General features: G+C 63.5%; 20 protein-coding genes. 12 read left to right on the top strand and 8 right to left on the bottom strand.

Features of this window, described 5'->3' with window-relative positions:
• Positions 1-219 precede the first annotated feature (219 nt).
• Together ACK3BK_RS20255 and ACK3BK_RS20250 are read right to left on the bottom strand one after the other, a co-directional pair.
• On the bottom strand, positions 220-816 hold the full coding sequence (locus tag ACK3BK_RS20255; protein WP_186710808.1) for a superoxide dismutase: 597 nt from the start codon (positions 814-816) through the stop codon (positions 220-222).
• A gap of 192 nt (positions 817-1,008) precedes the next feature.
• Entirely contained in the window at positions 1,009-1,608 is a 600-nt protein-coding gene (locus tag ACK3BK_RS20250) for a LysE/ArgO family amino acid transporter (protein WP_186667320.1), read from the bottom strand.
• 127 nt (positions 1,609-1,735) lie between these two features.
• Between ACK3BK_RS20250 and ACK3BK_RS20245 the strand changes: the two genes are divergently transcribed.
• The 3 genes from ACK3BK_RS20245 (at position 1,736) to ACK3BK_RS20235 (ending at position 4,570) form a co-directional block, all read left to right on the top strand.
• A complete protein-coding gene (locus ACK3BK_RS20245; RefSeq protein WP_186667319.1) occupies positions 1,736-2,626 on the top strand; it encodes a LysR family transcriptional regulator ArgP in 891 nt (296 codons plus the stop codon).
• A gap of 49 nt (positions 2,627-2,675) precedes the next feature.
• Positions 2,676-3,671, top strand: a complete 996-nt coding sequence (locus ACK3BK_RS20240) for an NAD-dependent epimerase/dehydratase family protein (protein ID WP_054893815.1) — start codon at positions 2,676-2,678, stop codon at positions 3,669-3,671.
• 86 nt (positions 3,672-3,757) lie between these two features.
• On the top strand, positions 3,758-4,570 hold the full coding sequence (locus tag ACK3BK_RS20235; protein WP_411383171.1) for an ATPase: 813 nt from the start codon (positions 3,758-3,760) through the stop codon (positions 4,568-4,570).
• A 12-nt stretch (positions 4,571-4,582) separates the two neighbouring features.
• On the opposite strand, the gene ACK3BK_RS20230 is transcribed toward ACK3BK_RS20235, so the two are convergent.
• Entirely contained in the window at positions 4,583-5,776 is a 1,194-nt protein-coding gene (locus ACK3BK_RS20230; RefSeq protein ID WP_411383170.1) for a DUF2599 domain-containing protein, read from the bottom strand.
• Positions 5,777-6,297: 521 nt separating this feature from the next.
• Here ACK3BK_RS20230 and ACK3BK_RS20225 point away from each other — a divergent pair.
• Complete coding sequence (locus ACK3BK_RS20225; RefSeq protein WP_411383169.1) at positions 6,298-8,142, top strand: hypothetical protein; 1,845 nt, start codon at positions 6,298-6,300, stop codon at positions 8,140-8,142.
• 126 nt (positions 8,143-8,268) lie between these two features.
• Here ACK3BK_RS20225 and ACK3BK_RS20220 read toward each other — a convergent pair whose 3' ends face one another.
• Genes ACK3BK_RS20220 through ACK3BK_RS20210 form a run of 3 tightly spaced genes read right to left on the bottom strand, consistent with a single transcriptional unit; the run spans position 8,269 to position 10,826 of the window.
• Positions 8,269-9,318 (bottom strand): alkene reductase, encoded by a 1,050-nt coding sequence (locus ACK3BK_RS20220; protein WP_186710816.1) that lies wholly within the window; start codon positions 9,316-9,318, stop codon positions 8,269-8,271.
• 19 nt (positions 9,319-9,337) lie between these two features.
• Positions 9,338-10,510, bottom strand: coding sequence for an MFS transporter (locus ACK3BK_RS20215; protein ID WP_411383168.1), 1,173 nt, complete (start codon positions 10,508-10,510; stop codon positions 9,338-9,340).
• A 13-nt stretch (positions 10,511-10,523) separates the two neighbouring features.
• The gene (locus tag ACK3BK_RS20210; RefSeq protein WP_186667313.1) at positions 10,524-10,826 is read right to left on the bottom strand and encodes an ArsR/SmtB family transcription factor; all 303 of its coding nucleotides are present in this window, start codon (positions 10,824-10,826) and stop codon (positions 10,524-10,526) included.
• Between the two features lie 152 nt (positions 10,827-10,978).
• Here ACK3BK_RS20210 and ACK3BK_RS20205 point away from each other — a divergent pair, with 152 nt between their 5' ends.
• Positions 10,979-11,551 (top strand): ACP phosphodiesterase, encoded by a 573-nt coding sequence (locus ACK3BK_RS20205; protein ID WP_411383167.1) that lies wholly within the window; start codon positions 10,979-10,981, stop codon positions 11,549-11,551.
• Positions 11,552-11,688: 137 nt separating this feature from the next.
• Here ACK3BK_RS20205 and ACK3BK_RS20200 read toward each other — a convergent pair whose 3' ends face one another.
• Complete coding sequence (locus ACK3BK_RS20200) at positions 11,689-12,480, bottom strand: lysophospholipid acyltransferase family protein (RefSeq protein ID WP_186667311.1); 792 nt, start codon at positions 12,478-12,480, stop codon at positions 11,689-11,691.
• Positions 12,480-13,235, bottom strand: a complete 756-nt coding sequence (olsB, locus tag ACK3BK_RS20195) for an L-ornithine N(alpha)-acyltransferase (RefSeq protein WP_411383166.1) — start codon at positions 13,233-13,235, stop codon at positions 12,480-12,482. Before olsB ends, ACK3BK_RS20200 begins: the two co-directional genes overlap by 1 nt.
• Before the next feature lie 136 nt (positions 13,236-13,371).
• Between olsB and ACK3BK_RS20190 the strand changes: the two genes are divergently transcribed.
• The 7 genes from ACK3BK_RS20190 to ACK3BK_RS20160 all read left to right on the top strand — a co-directional run bounded on the left by ACK3BK_RS20190 (position 13,372) and on the right by ACK3BK_RS20160 (position 18,836).
• Positions 13,372-14,259, top strand: coding sequence for an acyl-CoA dehydrogenase (locus tag ACK3BK_RS20190; protein ID WP_411383165.1), 888 nt, complete (start codon positions 13,372-13,374; stop codon positions 14,257-14,259).
• 42 nt (positions 14,260-14,301) lie between these two features.
• On the top strand, positions 14,302-15,390 hold the full coding sequence (locus ACK3BK_RS20185) for a serine hydrolase domain-containing protein (protein WP_411383164.1): 1,089 nt from the start codon (positions 14,302-14,304) through the stop codon (positions 15,388-15,390).
• A complete protein-coding gene (locus tag ACK3BK_RS20180) occupies positions 15,387-15,683 on the top strand; it encodes an amidase (protein WP_411383163.1) in 297 nt (98 codons plus the stop codon). The genes ACK3BK_RS20185 and ACK3BK_RS20180 overlap by 4 nt, the downstream gene beginning before the upstream one ends.
• Before the next feature lie 45 nt (positions 15,684-15,728).
• A complete protein-coding gene (locus tag ACK3BK_RS20175; protein ID WP_186667307.1) occupies positions 15,729-16,310 on the top strand; it encodes a YceI family protein in 582 nt (193 codons plus the stop codon).
• 1 nt (position 16,311) lies between these two features.
• On the top strand, positions 16,312-17,469 hold the full coding sequence (locus ACK3BK_RS20170) for a phospholipase D-like domain-containing protein (protein WP_186710823.1): 1,158 nt from the start codon (positions 16,312-16,314) through the stop codon (positions 17,467-17,469).
• 79 nt (positions 17,470-17,548) lie between these two features.
• Positions 17,549-18,127 carry a DJ-1/PfpI family protein gene (locus tag ACK3BK_RS20165; protein WP_186667305.1) on the top strand — a complete coding sequence of 193 codons (579 nt, stop codon included), beginning with the start codon at positions 17,549-17,551 and terminating at the stop codon, positions 18,125-18,127.
• Between the two features lie 118 nt (positions 18,128-18,245).
• Positions 18,246-18,836: a GNAT family N-acetyltransferase gene (locus ACK3BK_RS20160; protein WP_186667304.1), complete on the top strand. Its 591-nt coding sequence runs from the start codon at positions 18,246-18,248 to the stop codon at positions 18,834-18,836.
• Positions 18,837-18,863 lie beyond the last annotated feature (27 nt).

Here is an 18,863-nt window from a genome sequence, read left to right as displayed (position 1 = left end):
CCCGTCGCTGGATGCACCCTGAGTACTGTATCGGTTACGCGGCCATGCGACTTGAATGTCCTGCATCAACTTTCCAGAAGGTTGATGTTAGCGCGCTATTGGGGGGGAGCAAGAGAGGGGACGCGGGGCGCTTGAAAATAAGCGGTGGTTTTTCCGTTTCCTGGACCCTGGAAACAGAAAAACCCGGCCAGGGCCGGGTTTTTCGGAGCGCTGAACGAATCAGGCCTTGAAGGTCTTGCCTTCGAACTGCTCGGCAACGAACTTCCAGTTGACCAGGTTCCAGAACGCCTCGACGTACTTGGGACGCAGATTGCGGTAGTCGATGTAGTAGGCGTGTTCCCAGACGTCGCAGGTCAGCAGCGGGGTGTCGCCGCTGGTCAGCGGGTTGCCGGCGCCGATGGTGCTGGCCAGGGCCAGGGAACCGTCGGCCTTCTTCACCAGCCAGCCCCAGCCGGAGCCGAAGGTGCCGACCGAAGTCTTGGTGAACTCTTCCTTGAACTTGTCGAAGGAACCGAAGGCCGCGTTGATCGCATCAGCCAGGGCGCCAGTCGGCTGGCCACCAGCGTTCGGTGCCAGGCAGTTCCAGTAGAAGGTGTGGTTCCAGACTTGAGCGGCGTTGTTGAAGATGCCGCCCGAGGAAGTCTTGACGATTTCTTCCAGCGACTTGCCTTCGAATTCGGTGCCTGGGACCAGGTTGTTCAGGTTCACGACATAGGTGTTGTGGTGCTTGTCGTGGTGAAACTCCAGGGTTTCCTTGGAGATGTGCGGCTGCAGGGCATCGTGGGCGTAGGGCAGCGGCGGCAATTCAAAAGCCATGGTGGATCTCCTGATTCAGGTCTGTTTGCGGTTTGCGCAAGGCCGATCACGGGCGGCCCGATGAGCGTCGGCGAGTTTGTACTCTTTGCGACGCAAGGGCTGGATCATAGCACCAGCCCCCGCGCATAACCACGCAACAACTATAGGGAATAGAGGTTCCAGAGCGGTTGGGCCCTGGCGACCAGTGGGGAATCAGCCGAGGATCAACTGCGCGGCCACGGCGAACATCATCACCGCCACCATCAGGTCCAGCAGCCGCCAGGTCCCGGGGCGCGCGAGCCAGGGCGCAAGCCAGGCGGCACCCAGGGCCAGGGTGAAGAACCACACCAGCGATGCGCTCGCCGCCCCGGCGACATAGGCACCGGGCACCGTCTGCTGGGCGCCGAGCGAGCCGATCAGCAGCACGGTGTCCAGGTAGACGTGGGGGTTGAGCAAGGTCACCGCCAAGGCACTGAGCAGTACGGCCCGGCGTGAACGCAGGCCCTGGCCTTGCTGCTGTTCCAGGCTCTGCTTGGAGCAGGCCCGCTGCAGGGCCTTGGCACCGTACCAGATCAGGAACACCGCGCCTCCCCAGCGTGCGGCGGCCAGCAAGGTCGGGTTGTGGGCCAGCACCGTCGCCAGGCCGAACACTCCGGCCGCCACCAGGATCGCGTCGCACAATACACACAGCAGGGCCACTGGCAGGTGATGTTCGCGGCGCAGGCTCTGGGCCAGGACAAAGGCGTTCTGGGTGCCGATGGCCATGATCAGGCCGAAGGCCACCAGCATGCCGTTCAAGTAACTCTGCCACATAGCGGGAACACTCCACGGGCGCCACCTTTGAAGGGCGACGCGGATTCACAAAGAAGATGCTGGCCATTGTGGGGAAGGGCGCTGTATAAGAAAAACAAATAGCACTCATCCGGCATTAGGAAAATCGATGTTCGACTACAAGTTGCTCGCTGCCCTCGCGGCGGTGATCGAACAAGGCGGGTTCGAGCGCGCCGCCCAGGTGCTCGGGCTCTCCCAGTCGGCTATCTCGCAACGTATAAAGCTGCTGGAGGCACGTGTCGGCCAGCCAGTGCTGGTGCGTGCCACGCCACCGAGCCCGACCGATGTCGGGCGACAGTTGCTCAACCATGTACAACAGGTGCGCTTGCTCGAACGTGACCTGCAGCGCCAGGTGCCCGCGCTGGATGAAGAGGGCATGCCCGAACGCCTGCGTATCGCCCTCAACGCTGACAGCCTGGCGACCTGGTGGGCCGGGGCGGTGGGGGATTTCTGTGCCGGGCAACGGTTGCTGCTGGACCTGGTGGTCGAAGACCAGGAAGTCGGCCTGCGGCGCATGCGTGCCGGCGAGGTGGCGGCTTGCCTGTGCGGTAGCGAGCGCCCGGTGGCAGGGGCGCGCAGCCAGCCGTTGGGGGCGATGCGGTATCGCGCGCTGGCCAGCCCGGCGTTCATGGCGCGGCATTTTCCGCAGGGGTTCGAGGTGGCGCGGCTGGCCCGCACACCGGCGGTGGTCTTTGGACCTGACGACTTCCTGCAGCACCGCTACCTGGCGTCATTGGGGATCGAGGATGGTTTTCTCCATCACCTGTGCCCGTCGTCCGAGGGTTTTCTGCGTCTGACCGAAGCCGGGCTCGGTTGGGGCCTGGTGCCCGAACTGCAGGCTCGCGAACAACTGGCCAGCGGCCAGTTGGTGGAAATCTGCAGCGATACGCCCATCGATGTACCGTTGTACTGGCATCATTGGCGCAATGGCGGGCAACTGCTCGCCCAACTGACAGAACACCTGCGCCAGGCGGCGCCAGGGTGGCTGGTGCCCTTGTAGGCACGGGCAGCGTCAACTGCATCTGTAATCTGGCAAGGCGGAGTCTTACATGCGAATTCTGGTCACCGGCGCGAGCGGCTTCATTGGCGGGCGCTTTGCGCGTTTTGCCCTGGAGCAGGGCCTGCAGGTGCGGGTCAACGGCCGCCGTGCCGAAGGCGTCGAGCATCTGGTCAAGCGCGGGGCGCAGTTCATTCCGGGCGACCTGGGCGATGCCGAGGTGGCGCGCCGGCTGTGCCAGGGCGTCGATGCCGTGGTGCATTGCGCGGGAGCGGTGGGCAACTGGGGGCGTTATCAGGATTTTCATCATGGCAACGTAGTGCTCACCGAGAACGTGGTCGAAGGTTGCCTGAAAGAACATGTGCGGCGCCTGGTGCACCTATCGTCGCCGTCGATCTATTTCACTGGGCGCTCGCGCCTGGACATCCGCGAGGACCAGGTGCCGCGGCGTTTTCACGATCACTATGCGCTGACCAAGCACCTGGCCGAGCAGAAAGTCTTCGGTGCCCAGGAGTTCGGCCTCGAAGTGCTCGCCCTGCGCCCGCGCTTCGTCACCGGCGCAGGGGATGCGAGCATCTTCCCGCGGCTGATGCGCATGCAGGGCAAGGGACGTCTGGCGATCATCGGCAACGGCCTGAACAAGGTCGACTTCACCAGTGTGCACAACCTCAACGAGGCGCTGCTCAGCGCCCTGTTCGCCGAAGAGCAGGCGCTGGGCCAGGCCTACAACATCAGCAACGGCCAGCCACTGCCATTGTGGGACGTGGTCAACTATGTGATGCGCCAGATGCAGTTGCCCCAGGTCACCCGTTACCGCTCCTATCGCCTCGCCTACAGCCTCGCGGCGGTCAACGAGGCAGCCTGCATGCTCTGGCCCGGGCGGCCGCAACCCACCCTGACACGCACCGCGATGCAGGTGATGAGCAAGGATTTCACCCTCGACATCAGCCGCGCCCGGCATAATCTCGACTACCGCCCCAAGGTCAGCCTGTGGACGGCGCTGGATGAATTCTGCGGCTGGTGGAAGCACCTGCCGGGCCAACAGTGAACCTGTCGGGCAGGCGGTGGTCAGCAGTGCGCCATCCCGGCGGTTTATAATATGTCTCTTTGCTATTAGTGTGGTCGAACCTACCCATGCGCAACGATGCCCACGATGATTTCGATGATGTGCCGGTCCTGAGGGCGGGTACTCCCGATGATGACGAGCTGCTCCCGGCCCATGTGGCACGTGGTCGGCAGAAAGCCGCGCGGCCGACCAGCAATGGCCCTTTGTGGGCGTTGCTGGTGGCCTCGTTCATCGCCCTGGCCGGGCTTGGCTGGTGGAGCTTCCAGCAGATTTCGCTGATGGAGCAGCAACTGGTGGCCACTCAGGAGAGCTTTGCCCGCATCAGCGAGGAAGCCGCCGGCCGCCTGCAGGCGATCAGCGGCAAGGTCGATGCCAGCGAGTCGAACAGCAGCACTGGCAGCGAAGCCCTGAAACTGCAGATTCGCCAGTTGCAGGCCAGCCTTGCCGAGCAGGGCAAGCAGCAGGAAGGCGTTGCCGGTCAGGCCGGCGATCTGGGCAAGCGCCTGGAACAGGTGCTGGCCGATACCCGCGCGCAGCAGAAGGCAGTGACCGAGCTACAGACCCAGTTGCAGGCGCAGCTCAAGGCGGTGAACACCGAGCTTGCGGCACTCAAGTCGGGCCAGGTCGATGGCGGCAAGCTCGATGGCCAGCTCAAGAGCCTGAGCAGCGAGGTGGCAGCGGTGAAGAAGCAAGGCGCTGCGCTCGAGAGCCTGGAGCAGGATGTGCTGGTGCTCAAGAGCCAGGCGGACAATCGCCCGGCAACTGCCAGTGGTGCCTCGGTGCAGGAGTTCGATGCTTTCCGTGGCCAGACCACGCGCAGCCTCAACACCCTGCAGAGCCAGATCCAGAACCTGCAGCAGCAGATCAACGCGCGGCCGTGAAAATGTAGCGTTTCAGCGCGGGTTGCAACCTTTGCGCAGATAGTCTTCCAGCGGCAGGTTCGGTCGGAACGGCTCGAGGTTCCATTCGGGCTTGTCGTGGGCGATACGCATGTGGCAGACCATCTGTTGGGTCATGCCACCCTTGTCATTATTCACCCAGCGTTGGTCTGCGCTGAATTTGTCGCGCATTTCCCGGTCAGCCGCGTTTTCCGCCTCTTCTGACGGGTTCGCTTTCACCGCCCTGGCGCAATCGGTCGGCACCAGTCCCAGCGCCCACTCCTTTTTACCCGGGTTGACGTCGCTGCGCTCGAACCAGTGGCCGGATACGAAGTAACGCTCACAGATCACGTCGCCCAGCTTTGCCTGGGAAGCTTCGACATAGTTGAAAAGCGCATCGCGATCTGCTTCTGGCAGTGTCAGTGTGATGATCGGGACGAAGGTTCCGGTTGCCTTGTAGAACTGACGTTGATCTTGCTGTGCCTTGAGCAGCCCCTGTGGACTGTCGTGCAGGTAGAAAAACGCCTGGATCGGCAGGTGAGCAGTGGGAATTCCCTCCCAGGTCTTGCCCCGCAGTTCGTTGTTCTGCTCGCCTGGCAGAAGCCCTGTGGCCTCTACCCCAGCATTGAAGCCGTTCACGGCGACCAGGCCCATCCCGTTAGCTACCGAGAAACCGCACTGCTTGGCGGGGTCATTGCCATAGTTGGCAAGCCAACCCTTGGCTGTGGTGATGTCTTGCAGATGGCAGGCGCGGCTGCTTGCGCCTCCCTCCTGTGATTCCCCGCAACCGTGGTCTGAACGCGTCCGTCGTCCACCGTCGACTGGAAAGAAGCACAGTAGCTGCAGCGTCCGACTTTCTTTCGGTTGTTGTTCTGCCGGGTAAATGATGTAGCCGTTGGTATCGTTCAAGGCCAGATGGCTGAAGGTGGCATCTTTGGCCAGATACGTGTAGGCCGTACCGCCATTCTCGCGCTCCTCTGGTGTCGGATCCCAGCTGTTCTCCTGATTCATGTGGGTCGTGCCCTTGAGTATCACGCCTGCGCACAGGAAGCGGGGTTTGTTGGTGCTGCCACAGTTCGCGGGGCTCTGCAGGTAGCGGACACTCAGGGCATGTGCCGTTTCCGGTCCTGGCGCCGCCAGTGCTGAGTGATTGAGAACCAGACTGGCTGCAAGCAGGCTCAGCCTAAATAGGACGGGAGGCAGGTACATGGCAGCTCCATTGCATGGTTGATGACGCTGTCCGCGTGATTTCGCTATGACAAACAGTTGCTGTTTCATCGACCTTAGGCAAATACGTATATCTGAGCAACTGGTAAAAATGATAGTGGCGTGCGGGCACCTGTTAATTTTGTCAGGTGTGCAGTCTTCAAGTTGTTGCTAGATTGTCATTGCAACTTCGTACTCCGGGTCAGGCGTCAAGCGAGATACGGTTTCACCGTTTTTATTGTTATTTCCAGTTTCGCTCGCGTTGGGAGTAGCAGGCCAAATTTCATCTCTTGTAAAACACTGAAGTTGCTCAGTTGTATCCTGGCAACAGCATTCACTGTGCGACAGCGGCCGGGTCATCGTTTCGTCGGTGCCTCTAACTGGATTCGAAGTAACTCCAATTTTCGAGCACTCTGGAGCCTCGGCGGGGCCGCGTTTTCTTAAATTTTGGGGGATTTCATGAAGGGGTCCAAACACGGGAAAGGTGCGTTCACCTACAACCCGGCAGATCAAGGAGTGACACCATGAAAGCTCTGGCATGGATAGCCGTAGTCGGCTCGCTACAGTTAGCGCTGGTTGCCTGTGTCCCCAACGGCAAAGAAACCGCAGTACCTGAGCAGGCCGTGCGTGCGGGCTTCGATGTACCCGCACCGGTGCTGGTCGAAGCGCGTGACAGGCAGATCGGCCTCGATAGCTTCAAAGATGAGCTCAGTGTGCATGTGGACTACCCGGCGATGGCTGCAGGGCATACCGTCGGGTTGCGCTGGCAAGGCAAGAAATCCAAGTATTTGCCGGTTCAGACCGTCAAGCAGGCAGGGCCTCTGGTGTTCAAGGTGCCCAGGGAACTGGTCGAGGAAGTTGTCGGTGGTACTGCGCGACTGACCTCCAGTGTCGGGGTAAATGGCTCGAACTTGATCATTTCCGACCCAATCGTTGTAACGGTGGTGAAGTCGTTGCCGTTCGACGTTCCTGCACCGAAGCTGCTCGGCATCGACAAGAACGGCGATTATCGTCCAGGCAGCGATGTCACGACGGTTGAAGTTGACTATCCCGGCATGAAAGTGGGTGACATGGTCGGACTTCGATGGAAAGGCCGCAAAACCCGCGATCTATCGCTCAAGGAGGTCAAGAAAGTTGCGCCGGTGTCATTCGAGGTACCGTTCGATACGGTCAGCCTCTTTACTGGAAGTGCGGTGATCATCTCCGCCAGTGTGGGTGGAGACGGAAATCCGTTGCGTATTTCCCAGGGGCTCAGTGCGCGAATACTGGAACGGATGATGATTGAGGCGCCCACAGCCGAGCAAGCCTCGAAGGGTGAACTCGACCTCAATCTGATCATGGGCAGCACGACGATCAAGGTGGATGGCCAGCAGTTGCGCAAGGGCGATACCGTCGGAATGCGCTGGCAAGGAGGGGCGCGTCTGGACCTGCCCACGCAACGATTCGGCGGTACGGGAGATATCCGCTTCCAGGTCGCCAAGGACGATGTGGCCAAGGACCTGGGCAAGACCGTGAGGCTCACTGCGAGCCTGGGGCGTGGCGGCAATCCGCTGGTGATTTCCGAGCCGCTGGATTTGAAGATCGTCAAGTCCGCACTTGCTCCCGGGGAAGTTGTCGCAGCACGCTTGAACGAGCGCTACCGCAAGGTTCCTGCCGCCTGTGCCGGCAATACCCCGGCGTACTACTGCAGCGGTGTGCTGGCGCGGGGCACGTACAACGATAATTTCGATCCCTGGAACCCGAGTCCGAACGCGGTGAAGCTGGGGGGCGTGTCGTTCACATACCTGCGCATGGACTCCCATGTCACCAGCCTCGCCATAAGCAGCGGCTTCATCTTCAGCGACCAGGAAACCGCCATCGCTCAGAACAAGGCCCAGGAGCTGCTCTGTATCTATCCCCATAACGCAGGCACTTCGAATAATTACAACCAGAACGGCTGTGGATCTCGACAGGGGCTTCTGGCTGCCGATCTGAGCTCCTGTGCTGCAAAAGGGATTACCACGGCAGCGCAGTGGATCACACATGCCTCTGGTCTCACCAGCTCAGGCTTCCAATGTTCGCTGAGCACACAGGTACCCTCGCAGTTCCTGGCTGCGTTGGAAGCGAAGGGCACACCGCTGAGAATTTCGACTCCCTGGAACGAGGTTCTCGTGCGGACCTGGGCGCAGGATATCGGTGAGAAACTGCCTCTCGAGGCTTTCTTCTACTTTGCCAATGTGGCCGGAGCGGACGCGAGCGCCAAGACATACCAGACAAAATTCAAAGCTCGCACCAATCTTTGGGTTCCGGTGATCAGGCTGGATCAGACCCAGTATGGCAAGGGCAATCCCTTCGAATACCGGGCTGTGGATCAGGCGGTGCAGCCATGAAGGCCCATGGCAGGTGGCGGATGAGTCACGCAGAGTAAACCGCTTCGGCATGATTGCCTGTGGGTTCTGGCCACTAAGCGGACACCAGCAGAGGATGAGCGGGTGCAGCTCATCCTCTGCCCTGCATCACAGGCGCGGGTAGTCGATGTAACCCACAGGACCCTTGCCGTAGAAGGTTTCAGGGTGCGGCTCGTTCAGCGGCGCATCGGCGGCCAGACGCGCCGGCAGGTCGGGGTTGGCGATGAACGGGATGCCGAAGGCCACGGCATCGGCCTTGCCGCTGGCCAGTGCCGCGTTGGCGGTGGCCTTGGTGAAGCGTTCGTTGACGATGTAGGGGCCGCCGAACGCCTCTTTGATCAGCGGGCCGATGCTGTCGTCGCCTTCTTTTTCCCGCGAGCAGATGAAGGCGATGCCACGCTTGCCCAGTTCACGGGCAACGTAGGTGAAGGTCTCGGCGCGGTCGGCATCGCCCATGTCGTGGGCATCGGCCCGTGGTGCCAGGTGCACGCCGACGCGCTTGGGGCCCCAGACGTCGACCACCGCGTCGGTCACTTCCAGCAGCAGGCGGGCACGGTTTTCCAGCGAGCCGCCGTATTGGTCGGTGCGCTGGTTGGTGCTGCTCTGCAGGAACTGGTCGAGCAGGTAACCATTGGCGCCATGGATTTCCACGCCGTCGAAACCAGCAGCCTTGGCGTTCTCGGCACCGGTCCGGTAAGCCTCGACGAGGTCGGCGATTTCTTCGGTTTCCAGCGCGCGGGGTGTCGGGTAGTCGCTCAGCGGGCGCACCAGGCTGACGTGGCCTTTGGGCTGGATTGCGCTTGGCGCCACCGGCAGCTCACCGTTGAGGTACGACGGGTGGGAGATGCGCCCGACGTGCCACAGTTGCAGGAAAATGCGCCCGCCAGCGCCATGCACGGCCTGGGTCACGTTGTGCCAGCCGCGGACCTGGTCGTTGGACCAGATGCCGGGAGTGTCGGGATAGCCGACGCCCATCGGTGTGACCGAGGTGGCTTCAGTCAGGATCAGGCCAGCGCTGGCGCGCTGCACGTAGTACTCGGCCATCAGTGCGTTGGGCACGCGGCCCTCGTCGGCGCGGCAACGGGTCAGCGGGGCCATGATGATGCGGTTGGGCAGCTCGAGGTCGCCCAGGGTGATCGGATCGAAAAGCGTGGTCATGTCGAAAGCCTCGCGTAGGTCAGTTGGATGCAGCGGCCAGTTCGGCATCGTTGTCGCCGCGCTGGTTGAAAGTGATCAGGGTGACGATCAGCGCCAGGACAGCCAGGGCGCCTGCGGCCAGCGGTACGCTGGTCAGGCCCAGGCCGTGGGCGATGACGCTGCCGCCAACCCAGGCGCCCAGGGCGTTGCCCAGGTTGAAGGCGCCGATGTTCAGGGTCGAGACCAGGTTCGGCGCATCCTTGCCGTAGGTGACCACGTTGACCTGCAGCGCTGGAACGGCGGCGAAGGCGGCGGTGGCCCAGAGGAACAGGGTGATTTCGGCGGGCACCAGCGCGTTGCTGGTCCAGCTGAACAGGGTGGAGACCACTGCCATGGTGGCGAACACACCCACCAGGGTGGCCGCGAGGCGGCGATCGGCGAGCTTGCCTCCGATGATGTTACCCAGCGTCAGGCCCAGGCCGATCAGGACCAGGGTCCAGGTCACGCCGCGTGGCGATACGCCGGTCACATCACCGAGCAGTGGCGCAACGTAGGTGAACAGGGCGAACACCGAGGCCGAGAACAGCACGGTCATGCTCAGCGACAACCAGATCCGGGCGCCCTTGAGGGAGGCGAGTTCAGCGCGCATGTCGACCTTTTCGGCATCCTGCTGCAGCGGCAGGAAGCGGATCAGGCCGATCAATGCGATCACGCCGATGCCGGTCACGGCCCAGAAGGTCGAGCGCCAGCCGGCGACCTGGCCCAGGGCAGTGCCCAGTGGCACACCCAGCACGTTGGCCAGGGTCAGACCTGTGAACATCAGCGCTACGGCCGAGGCGCGGCGGTTGGCTGGCACCAGACTGGCCGCCACCACCGAGCCGATACCGAAGAAGGCACCGTGGCACAGGGCGGTGACCACGAGGGCGAACATCAGCAGGTTGTAGTCGCTGGCCACTGCACACAGCAGGTTGCCGACGATGAACACGCCCATCAGCACCACCAGCGCAGCCTTGCGTGGCAGGCGGGCGGTGGCCAGGGCCATGAACGGCGCGCCGATCGCCACGCCCAGGGCGTAGCCGGTCACCAGCCATCCGGCTCCGGGAATGCTCACACCCAGGTCGCGCGCCACATCGGGCAGCAGGCCCATGATGACGAACTCGGTGGTGCCGATGGCAAAGGCGCTCAGCGCCAGGATCAACAGTGAAAGGGGCATTGCAAGGTCCTTGTCAGAGCTCTTGGCTCATCTGCTCGAGGAAGGCCTGGATGGTGTCCTCGTTGCGCTTGAAGAAATGCCACTGCCCGACCTTCTGGCTGCTGATCAGGCCTGCGCGCTGCAAGGTGGCCAGGTGGGCAGAGACGGTCGACTGCGACAGGCCGCAGCGTTGATCGATCTGCCCGGCACAGACGCCGAATTCGGTGCTGTGGTGCTGGTCGGGGAATTGCGCCGCAGGGTCCTTCAGCCAGTTGAGGATGTCTCGGCGGACCGGATGGGCCAGGGCTTTTATTATTTCGTCGAGGTCGAGAGGCATGGTTGGGCTCGTGGTGTGTAGCGGTATATCGCGATGGAGCGAAATATAAATCGGTATTTCGCGATATACAAATATGAAGAGGTTCTGAGCTCAGCCGAAATCGCTATATCGCGTTATAACGATATACGCGGCGACAGTGCTAGACTGCCGCCATGAACTACCTCGCACACCTGCACCTTGGCGGCCCGGCGCCGCAGCAAATGCTCGGCAGCCTGTACGGCGATTTCGTCAAAGGCCCGCTCGAAGGGCGCTTTGCGCCTGAGCTGGAGGCGGCGATCCGGCTGCACCGACAGATCGATCGCTACACCGACAGCCATCCGCTGGTACTGGCGGCGCTGGCGCGCTTCCCGCAAGAGCGTCGGCGGTTTGCCGGGATCGTGCTCGACGTGTTCTTCGATCACTGCCTGGCACGGCATTGGGCGGATTACGCCGAGCAGCCGCTGGCGCAGTTTACCGAGACCTTTTACCGGGTGCTGTTGGCCGAGCCGCAGTTGCCGGGGCGCTTGGCACGTATTGCGCCGTTCATGGCAGCGGATGACTGGCTGGGAGCCTATGGTGATTTCGCCACGCTGGAGCAGGTGTTCGGGGGGATCGCGCGGCGGCTGTCGAAGCCGCAGGGCATGAATGGGGTGATGGCGGAGCTGGAGCGGTTGTATGAGCCGTTGCTGGCGGATTTTCGTGAGTTCTACCCGCAGTTGCAGGTGTTTGCGGCGGCGGGGCGGTGAGGTTTTTTGCAGTGTTTGCCAGGGCCCTATCGCGGGGCAAGCCCGCTCCCACAGGTACCGAGCTGATTTTAAGTACAGCGGGGTGCCTGTGGGAGCGGGCTTGCCCCGCGATAGGGCCGCTCGCCCCACCCCAGCAATCAGGCCGCTTTTGCCTGCCGACGCGGCACCGCCACCTCGACGTCCTCGACCCCGAACAAAGCCACCTGAATCGCCTGCTGCGCCATGAAGGCCAGCGCCGCACGTTCCTTGCCCTGGCTCTCCACCGGCGCCAGCAGGTGAATCACCACCTCCCCCCGCTCCCTGCCAAACAAGCGCATCAGGTGCGAAACCATGTCGTCATCGCCGATGAACGGTGCGATCGGGTCCGGTTCGCCGTTGCGCAGGTACTGGATCGCCACTGGCTGCACGGGTGTGTCCTGATCGATGGCGCCGGCCAGCAGGCGTCCGTGGAAGGTGCGCAGGCCGCGACCGTCGGTGGTCGTGCCTTCAGGGAAAATCAACAACGGTCGGGCCTGGCCCAGTTGCTCGCTGATCTGTTCGCGCAGACGCTGGGCATCACCCCCGCCACGGCGAATGAACAAGGTGCCGGCCTTCTGCGCCAGCCAGCCGGCCAACGGCCATTGGCGTACCTCGGCCTTGGACAGGAACGACAGCGGCGTGAGCATGCCCAGCAGGGGAATGTCGGTCCATGACACGTGGTTGCTGACCCACAGCATCGAGCGCTGTGGCAGTTCACCGACGACCCGCACGTCAAAGGGCAGGGCGCCGATCAGGCGTTTCATGAACAGGCAGGTCCAACGTTGCCGCCGCTCGATGGAGGCGTGCAGCCCCAAGCGTTCGCCCAAGGCGATGACGCTGGCCATGGCGATCCCCAGCAACAGCACCAGTACCAGGCGCAGGAGGCGGGCGCAGGCCCGCAGGCCCGGCATCAGACTGCCGCCTTGAAGTGACGGGCGTAGCGCGGGCAGAGGTCATCGCGCTTGAGCAGGATGAACACGTCGGCGACCTGGAAGTCTTGGTCCCAGCAGGGCTCCCCACAGATCTTCGCCCCCAGGCGCATGTACGCCTTGAGCAACGGTGGCATCTCGGTGATGACGTTGTTCGGCAGGGCCAGGGTGGGGAGCGGTTTTTTCGGCTCGGCGCGCAGGTGCTCGGTGCACAGGTAGCGTTCGCGCAGGCGCTGCATGATCGCGTGGGCCTGGATGCCGCCGTCCTGCATGGGGATGCTGGCGCAGCCCATCAGGTAGCTGTAGCGGCCTTCGTTGAGCACTTCGGCAAGCTCGCCCCAGAGCACGGCGATGGTGCCGCCGTTGCGGTAGTCGGGATCGACGCAGGTGCGACCCAGTTCCAGGATCGGGCCTTGCAGTTGCAGCAGCCCGTGCAGGCTGAATTCTTCTTCGCTGTAGAAGCGGCCCAGGCTGCTGGCGGCCTGGTGGTCGAGCAGGCGGGTGGTGGCGACCAATTGGCCGGTGGCCAGGTCGCGCACACCGATGTGGCGGCAGTGGATATCGTAGTCATCCATGTCCAGGCCCAGTTCCGCGCCCTTGAGCTTGGCCTTGAATTCGGCGCTGAACACCTTGAAACGCAGGGCCTGTGCTTCCTGCAGGGCCGCGGCGCCGACCAGGCGTTCGGCTTGCAGACGGCGTTCAGTGCTGTTGTCGCCAGAGCGAGCGATCTGAGTCATTGCGAGTCTCCATAAGCCAGCCAAATAGGGTTGCGGCCGGTCGGCTTTGTTGTGCAAAGTCAGCCTAGGTAGGCGCGGTGTCACCTCCGTGAATCTTTGGTGATGCTTGCGTGACACCCCTCACGAGGAGCATTCGATGACCTGGTTGCAACGACTCAACGACCCGCTGCGCCAGGCGCTGGCGGCCACTCTGGGCGAGACCTATGCGGCCACGCTGGAGCGTCTGGGCGCAGTCACGCCGTTCGAACTGGCGGCGCTGGGTGGGCGCGCGATGGACACGCCGGGATTGGCCTTTCTGGTCGGTTACCAGGCCGCCTTGCGTGTGCTCTGGCCCAGCGCGCCTGCGGGGTTGGGGGCCTTGTGCGCCACCGAGCGACGCAGTGTGCGTCCGGCCGACATGCACACCCGTCTCGATGGGCTGCGGCTGAGTGGTCGCAAGGATTTCGTCACCGCCGGTCTCGACGCCGAATGGTTGCTGGTGGCGGCCCGCAGCGAAGCGCAGGGCGAGAGCGCGCGGCTGAGCCTGGCGGTGGTCTACCCCGGTGAGCCCGGCGTGACCCTCGAAGCGTTGCCGACCCTGCCGTTGATGCCTGAGGTCGGCCATGCCCGTGTCGAACTGAAGCACGCGGCCTGCGAGCTGCTGGCGGGGGATGGCTGGGAGGCCTATGTCAAACCGTTCCGCTCCCTCGAAGACCTCTATGTACTCACCGCGCTGCTCGGGTGGCTGCACGGCGTTGCCCAGGAGTGCACCTGGCCCCAGGTGTTGCGCCTGCGCCTGATCGGCCTGCTCGCTGCCTGTGCCGAGGCCAGCCGACAATGCGCCGACAGCGTGGGCTGTCATCTGTTGCTGGCCGGCCTGTTCGCCCAGTTCCAGGCACTGCGTGGCGATATCGACGCGGCCCTGGCCAGCGGCCCCGGGCACTGGGCGCAGCTTTGGCAGCGCGACCAGGGGCTGCTGGCACTGGCCGCTGCGACCCGGGAAAAACGCCTGGCCAAGGCCTGGGCTGCTGCAGGATTGTCATGAAGCCCAGGCATGCTCCGCCGATTGACCGCGCGTGAGGTATCGATGGGCAGACTGAAGGTGGTGCTGGGCATTCTCGGATTGATCGCCCTGCCGGTGTTCGCCGAGGAGTGGCCGGGCAGCCAATGGCAGCAGGATCCGACGCGGTACGACTGGCAGGCTGTCGACGACTATGCCTTCGCGCTGCGCAACGATGTCGATCGCAGCGGTGTGCGCAGCGATGCACTGCTGATCATTCGTGACGGTCGCGTTCTGTACGAGCGCTACGCAGCGCCTACAGGCGTCGACACCCCGCACCTGACCTGGTCGATCAGCAAGAGCGTGCTGGCCACGTTGCTGGGCGTCGCCCGCGGCGAAGGGCGTTTCCAGCTCGATGATCCGGCCGCCCGTTACTACCCCGCCTTGCGTGAGCATCCGCAACTGCGCCTGGTCGACCTGCTGCACTGGGCCAGCGGCCTGGCCTGGCAGGAAGACTATGAATACGCGCCGCTCAAATCCTCGGTCGTGGCAATGCTCTATACCCGCGGGCGCAATGACATGGCGGCCTACACCGCTGGCATGGCCCAAGCCGAGCTGCCGGGGCAGCACTTTGCCTATTCCAGCGGCGACAGCAATCTGCTGGCCGCGGCGCTACGCGGCATGCTCGGGGCGGACCAGTACGCCGACTATCCCTGGCAGGCGCTGTTCACCCCGCTGGGTATCACGCATGCGGTGTGGGAGCGCGACGGTGTTGGCACCTATGTCGGCTCCTCCTACCTCTACCTCAGTGCCCGCGATCTTGCGCGCATCGGCCTGCTGATGCAGCGCGACGGGCGCTGGCGTGAGCAGCAACTGCTGCCTGCCGATTGGGTGGCCTTCAATCGCACCCTGTTCACCCATGCCGAGCCGGTGCCGGGCGATGCCAACCCCGGCGGGCACTGGTGGCTGAACCAGCCGCTGCCGGGCAACCCACCGCCCTGGCCGGATGCCCCCACCGATACCTTCGCCGCCCTCGGTCACTGGGGCCAGGCGTTATATGTGCTGCCCACGCAGAAGCTGGTGATCGTACGCTACGGCGACGACCGCGACGGCAGCTACAGCCATAACGAACTGCTCAAGCGCGTGCTGGCCGTGCTGGCGAAGGCGGGTGCATGAAGCGGATCTTGCTGGTGTTGCTGCTGGTCCTGCTGGCCTGGGCATGGACCGAACGTCAGGCCCTGTCGGACTTTCCGAGCATTCTTTCGGCGTACTCGGCAAAGGAGTACTGCTCGTGCCGCTTCGTCATGGGTTTTGACGAGGCCTATTGCCGCGCCTATGTGAGGCAGTACCTGCCATTGGAGCGCCTGGAAGAGGACAGCCGCGCACGCAGCGTGCTCGCCGAAGGCCTAGGACGGCATAGCATGGCTGTCTGGCAGGGGCCGCGCGAGGGTTGTCGCTTGCTGCCGTGAAGGCCTGCGGGGTAAGGTTGTCGGCCTTGCTTCAAGAGGTTTCACATGCCCACCTTGCTCCGCCTGCTACCTGCCCTGTTACTGGCCCTGTGCCTGCCTGCCCATGCCAACTGGCACCTGGACGGTGAGTCTTCGCGCCTGTCGTTCATCACCGGCAAGAACGGCGATACTGCCGAAGTGCACCGCTTCCTGGTATTGCACGGCACCATCGACCGCAAGGGTGTGGCTGGCTTGAGCATCGAGATGGATTCGGTGAGCAGTGGTATCCCGCTGCGTGACGAGCGCATGCGTGACACCCTGTTCGAGGTCGAGCGCTTCCCCGAAGCGACGGTCAAGGCCCAGCTCGACCTGCGCCCGATCAACGACCTTGCCAACGGTGCCCAACTGGAACTGCGCCTGCCGCTGACCGTGACGCTGCATGGCCAGTCCCACAGCTACAACGCCCTGCTGCTGGCCACCCGCCTCGATGAGCGGCGATTCCAGGTGGTGACCCTCGAGCCGCTGCTGTTGCGTGCCGAAGACTATGGCTTGCTGCCAGGGCTGGAACGCCTGCGCACCTTCGCCGGGCTCAAGTCCATCAACCCGTCGGTGCCGGTGAGCGCGGTGCTGATCTTCACCGCGCGCTGACATGCCAGGGCCGGTCTTCCCCTGGCGGGATGGCAACCAGTTCGAACTGCTGATCGACGGCCCCGAATTCTTTCCCCGCATGCTCATGGCCATCGTGCGCGCCGAGCGCCAGGTCGATCTGGAACTTTACCTGGTGGAGGCGGGGGCCTGTGCCGATGCGGTGGTCGAGGCCCTGGAGTCTGCGGCCGCGCGTGGCGTGCGCGTGCGTTGCCTGTTCGACGATTATGGCGCCCTGGCCTTCCCTTCGGCCTTGCGTCAGCGTTTGCAGGCCGCCGGAGCCGAACTGCGCCTGTACAACCGTCTGCGCTGGCGCCGGGGCCTGCGCAACCTGTACCGCGATCACCGCAAGCTGCTGCTGGTGGACGAGCACTGGGCGGTGGTGGGTGGCACCGGCGTGACCGATGAATTCTGGACACCGGGCCAGGAGGCGAGCGAGTGGCATGAAGTGATGGTGCGTATGGAGGGACCGGTGGTGGCCGATTGGCAGCTGCTGTTCGACCGACAGTGGCACGCCAACCACCGTCGCACGGCCTGGCGCCCGCCGGAAAACTTCGGCCTGTCGCGCCTGCCGAAGATGCCGGCGCAGGGCGAGGGCCTGGGCCGGGTGGCCTACGCCGACGCGCGCCAGCACCGCGATATTCTGCATTCGCTGGTCCGTGCACTGAACAGTGGGCAGCGTCGCATCTGGCTGGCGACGCCGTATTTTCTGCCAACCTGGAGCGTGCGCCGGTCGCTGCGCCGGGCGGCGCAAAAGGGTATCGACGTGCGCTTACTGCTCACGGGGCCACGCACCGACCACCCTTCGGTGCGTTACGCTGGCCATCGTTACTACCCGCGTTTGCTGCGCGCCGGGGTGCGGATCTTCGAGTACCAGCCATGTTTCCTGCACCTGAAGATGGCCGTGGTTGACGACTGGGTCAGCATTGGTTCGTGCAACTTCGACCACTGGAATCTGCGCTTCAACCTCGAAGCCAACGTCGAAGCCCTCGATCCGCCGCTGACTGCTGCGGTGCTGGCCAGTTTCACGCGGGACTTCGCCTTGAGCGAGGAGGTCGACCTGGATCACTGGAAGGCCCGGCCGCTGTGGCGGCGGGTGCAGCAGCGGATCTGGGGCTGGCTGGATCGGCTGGTGGTCAATCTGCTGGATCGTCGCAACTGAGACCTGCGCCGTATATCGTTCATCGACAAAGCGGACTATCGTGCAGTGATTGTTCCCTGCAAACGAAGGAGTGGATGCGATGACGGCGAAGAAGATTCTCATGCTGGTGGGCGACTACGTCGAAGACTATGAAGTGATGGTGCCGTTCCAGGCCTTGCAGATGGTTGGCCACACGGTGCACGCGGTGTGCCCTGAGAAGATCGCCGGGCAGACCGTGCGCACGGCCATTCACGACTTCGAGGGCGACCAGACCTACAGCGAGAAGCCTGGGCACAACTTCGCCCTCAACTTCGATTTCGTCCAGGTGCGTGCCGAGGGCTATGACGCGCTGCTGATCCCTGGTGGGCGGGCGCCGGAGTACCTGCGTCTGGACGAGCGGGTGCTGAAACTGGTCAAGGAGTTCGACCAGGCGGGCAAGCCGATCGCGGCGGTGTGCCATGGCGCACAGTTGCTGGCGGCGGCAGGGGTGCTCGAAGGGCGTGCGTGCAGCGCCTATCCGGCGTGCGCGCCGGAGGTGCGGTTGGCCGGGGGACGGTTCGTGGATATTGCCATCGACCAGGCGCATGTGGATGGCAATCTGGTGACGGCGCCCGCTTGGCCGGCGCATCCGGCCTGGTTGGCGGCGTTCCTCAAGGTGTTGGGGACGCGTATTGCCTGATCTGGCAGCGGTTCTGGAGAAATACCTGTCGCGCAGGGGAAAGGGCTCATGTCGCAGCCGATGATAGGGTTTCCCCTCAGGCCCGGCTTGGCCGGGCGCGACAGAACGACTGCTCCGCATGGAAATCCGCCTGCTTCACGGCGCTGCCATCGCGCCTTACATCGATGATATCGCTCGCCTGCGCCTGACGGTGGTCCGCGAGTTCCCCTATCTTTACGACAGCACGCCGGCGTACGAGGCTGACGGTCTTCGCCGCTATATCGACTCCGAGCGCAGCCTGGCGATCCTGGCGATGGACGAGGGGCGGGTGGTAGGCGTTTCCACCGGCATGCCGTTGGGCGACAAGCCTGAGGCTTTCCGCCAGCCGTTTTTCGAGCAGGGACGCGATCCGCGCACCGTCTATTATTTCGGCAAGTCGGTGCTGCTGCCGGCTTATCGCGGGCGAGGGCTGGGCGTGCGCTTTTTCATCGAGCGCGAATCTTATGCGCACAAGCTGGGTGGCTTTCATTACTGCGCATTCAGTGCCGTCGAACGGCCCAATGGCCATCCGCGCCGGCCAGAAGACTACAAGCCGCTACACGCCTTCTGGCGTAATCGAGGGTTTCTGCATCAGCCTTCGCTGCGTGCGTCGTGTGCGTGGCGGGATCTGGGCGAGCCGGATGAGTCGGACAAGACGCTGTCGTTTTGGCTCAAGGATCTGTTGCTGTGATCCTGTGCTGAAACAGCAGCGCCCCGT

It is taken from the genome of Pseudomonas sp. L7 (assembly GCF_046605565.1).
Classification (GTDB): Bacteria; Pseudomonadota; Gammaproteobacteria; order Pseudomonadales; family Pseudomonadaceae; genus Aquipseudomonas; species Aquipseudomonas wayambapalatensis.
This window is presented reverse-complemented; position numbering and strand designations above follow the sequence as displayed.

Coding starts and splice junctions, on each gene's coding strand:
- olsB (WP_411383166.1), bottom strand. CDS start 13,235: ATGACTCAGATCGCTCGCTCTGGCGACAACAGCACTGAACGCCGTCTG.
- ACK3BK_RS20210 (WP_186667313.1), bottom strand. CDS start 10,826: ATGCCTCTCGACCTCGACGAAATAATAAAAGCCCTGGCCCATCCGGTC.
- ACK3BK_RS20160 (WP_186667304.1), top strand. CDS start 18,246: ATGGAAATCCGCCTGCTTCACGGCGCTGCCATCGCGCCTTACATCGAT.
- ACK3BK_RS20190 (WP_411383165.1), top strand. CDS start 13,372: ATGACCTGGTTGCAACGACTCAACGACCCGCTGCGCCAGGCGCTGGCG.
- ACK3BK_RS20240 (WP_054893815.1), top strand. CDS start 2,676: ATGCGAATTCTGGTCACCGGCGCGAGCGGCTTCATTGGCGGGCGCTTT.
- ACK3BK_RS20180 (WP_411383163.1), top strand. CDS start 15,387: ATGAAGCGGATCTTGCTGGTGTTGCTGCTGGTCCTGCTGGCCTGGGCA.
- ACK3BK_RS20220 (WP_186710816.1), bottom strand. CDS start 9,318: ATGACCACGCTTTTCGATCCGATCACCCTGGGCGACCTCGAGCTGCCC.
- ACK3BK_RS20255 (WP_186710808.1), bottom strand. CDS start 816: ATGGCTTTTGAATTGCCGCCGCTGCCCTACGCCCACGATGCCCTGCAG.
- ACK3BK_RS20230 (WP_411383170.1), bottom strand. CDS start 5,776: ATGTACCTGCCTCCCGTCCTATTTAGGCTGAGCCTGCTTGCAGCCAGT.
- ACK3BK_RS20235 (WP_411383171.1), top strand. CDS start 3,758: ATGCGCAACGATGCCCACGATGATTTCGATGATGTGCCGGTCCTGAGG.
- ACK3BK_RS20185 (WP_411383164.1), top strand. CDS start 14,302: ATGGGCAGACTGAAGGTGGTGCTGGGCATTCTCGGATTGATCGCCCTG.
- ACK3BK_RS20165 (WP_186667305.1), top strand. CDS start 17,549: ATGACGGCGAAGAAGATTCTCATGCTGGTGGGCGACTACGTCGAAGAC.
- ACK3BK_RS20175 (WP_186667307.1), top strand. CDS start 15,729: ATGCCCACCTTGCTCCGCCTGCTACCTGCCCTGTTACTGGCCCTGTGC.
- ACK3BK_RS20245 (WP_186667319.1), top strand. CDS start 1,736: ATGTTCGACTACAAGTTGCTCGCTGCCCTCGCGGCGGTGATCGAACAA.
- ACK3BK_RS20225 (WP_411383169.1), top strand. CDS start 6,298: ATGAAAGCTCTGGCATGGATAGCCGTAGTCGGCTCGCTACAGTTAGCG.
- ACK3BK_RS20200 (WP_186667311.1), bottom strand. CDS start 12,480: ATGCCGGGCCTGCGGGCCTGCGCCCGCCTCCTGCGCCTGGTACTGGTG.
- ACK3BK_RS20215 (WP_411383168.1), bottom strand. CDS start 10,510: ATGCCCCTTTCACTGTTGATCCTGGCGCTGAGCGCCTTTGCCATCGGC.
- ACK3BK_RS20250 (WP_186667320.1), bottom strand. CDS start 1,608: ATGTGGCAGAGTTACTTGAACGGCATGCTGGTGGCCTTCGGCCTGATC.
- ACK3BK_RS20205 (WP_411383167.1), top strand. CDS start 10,979: ATGAACTACCTCGCACACCTGCACCTTGGCGGCCCGGCGCCGCAGCAA.
- ACK3BK_RS20170 (WP_186710823.1), top strand. CDS start 16,312: ATGCCAGGGCCGGTCTTCCCCTGGCGGGATGGCAACCAGTTCGAACTG.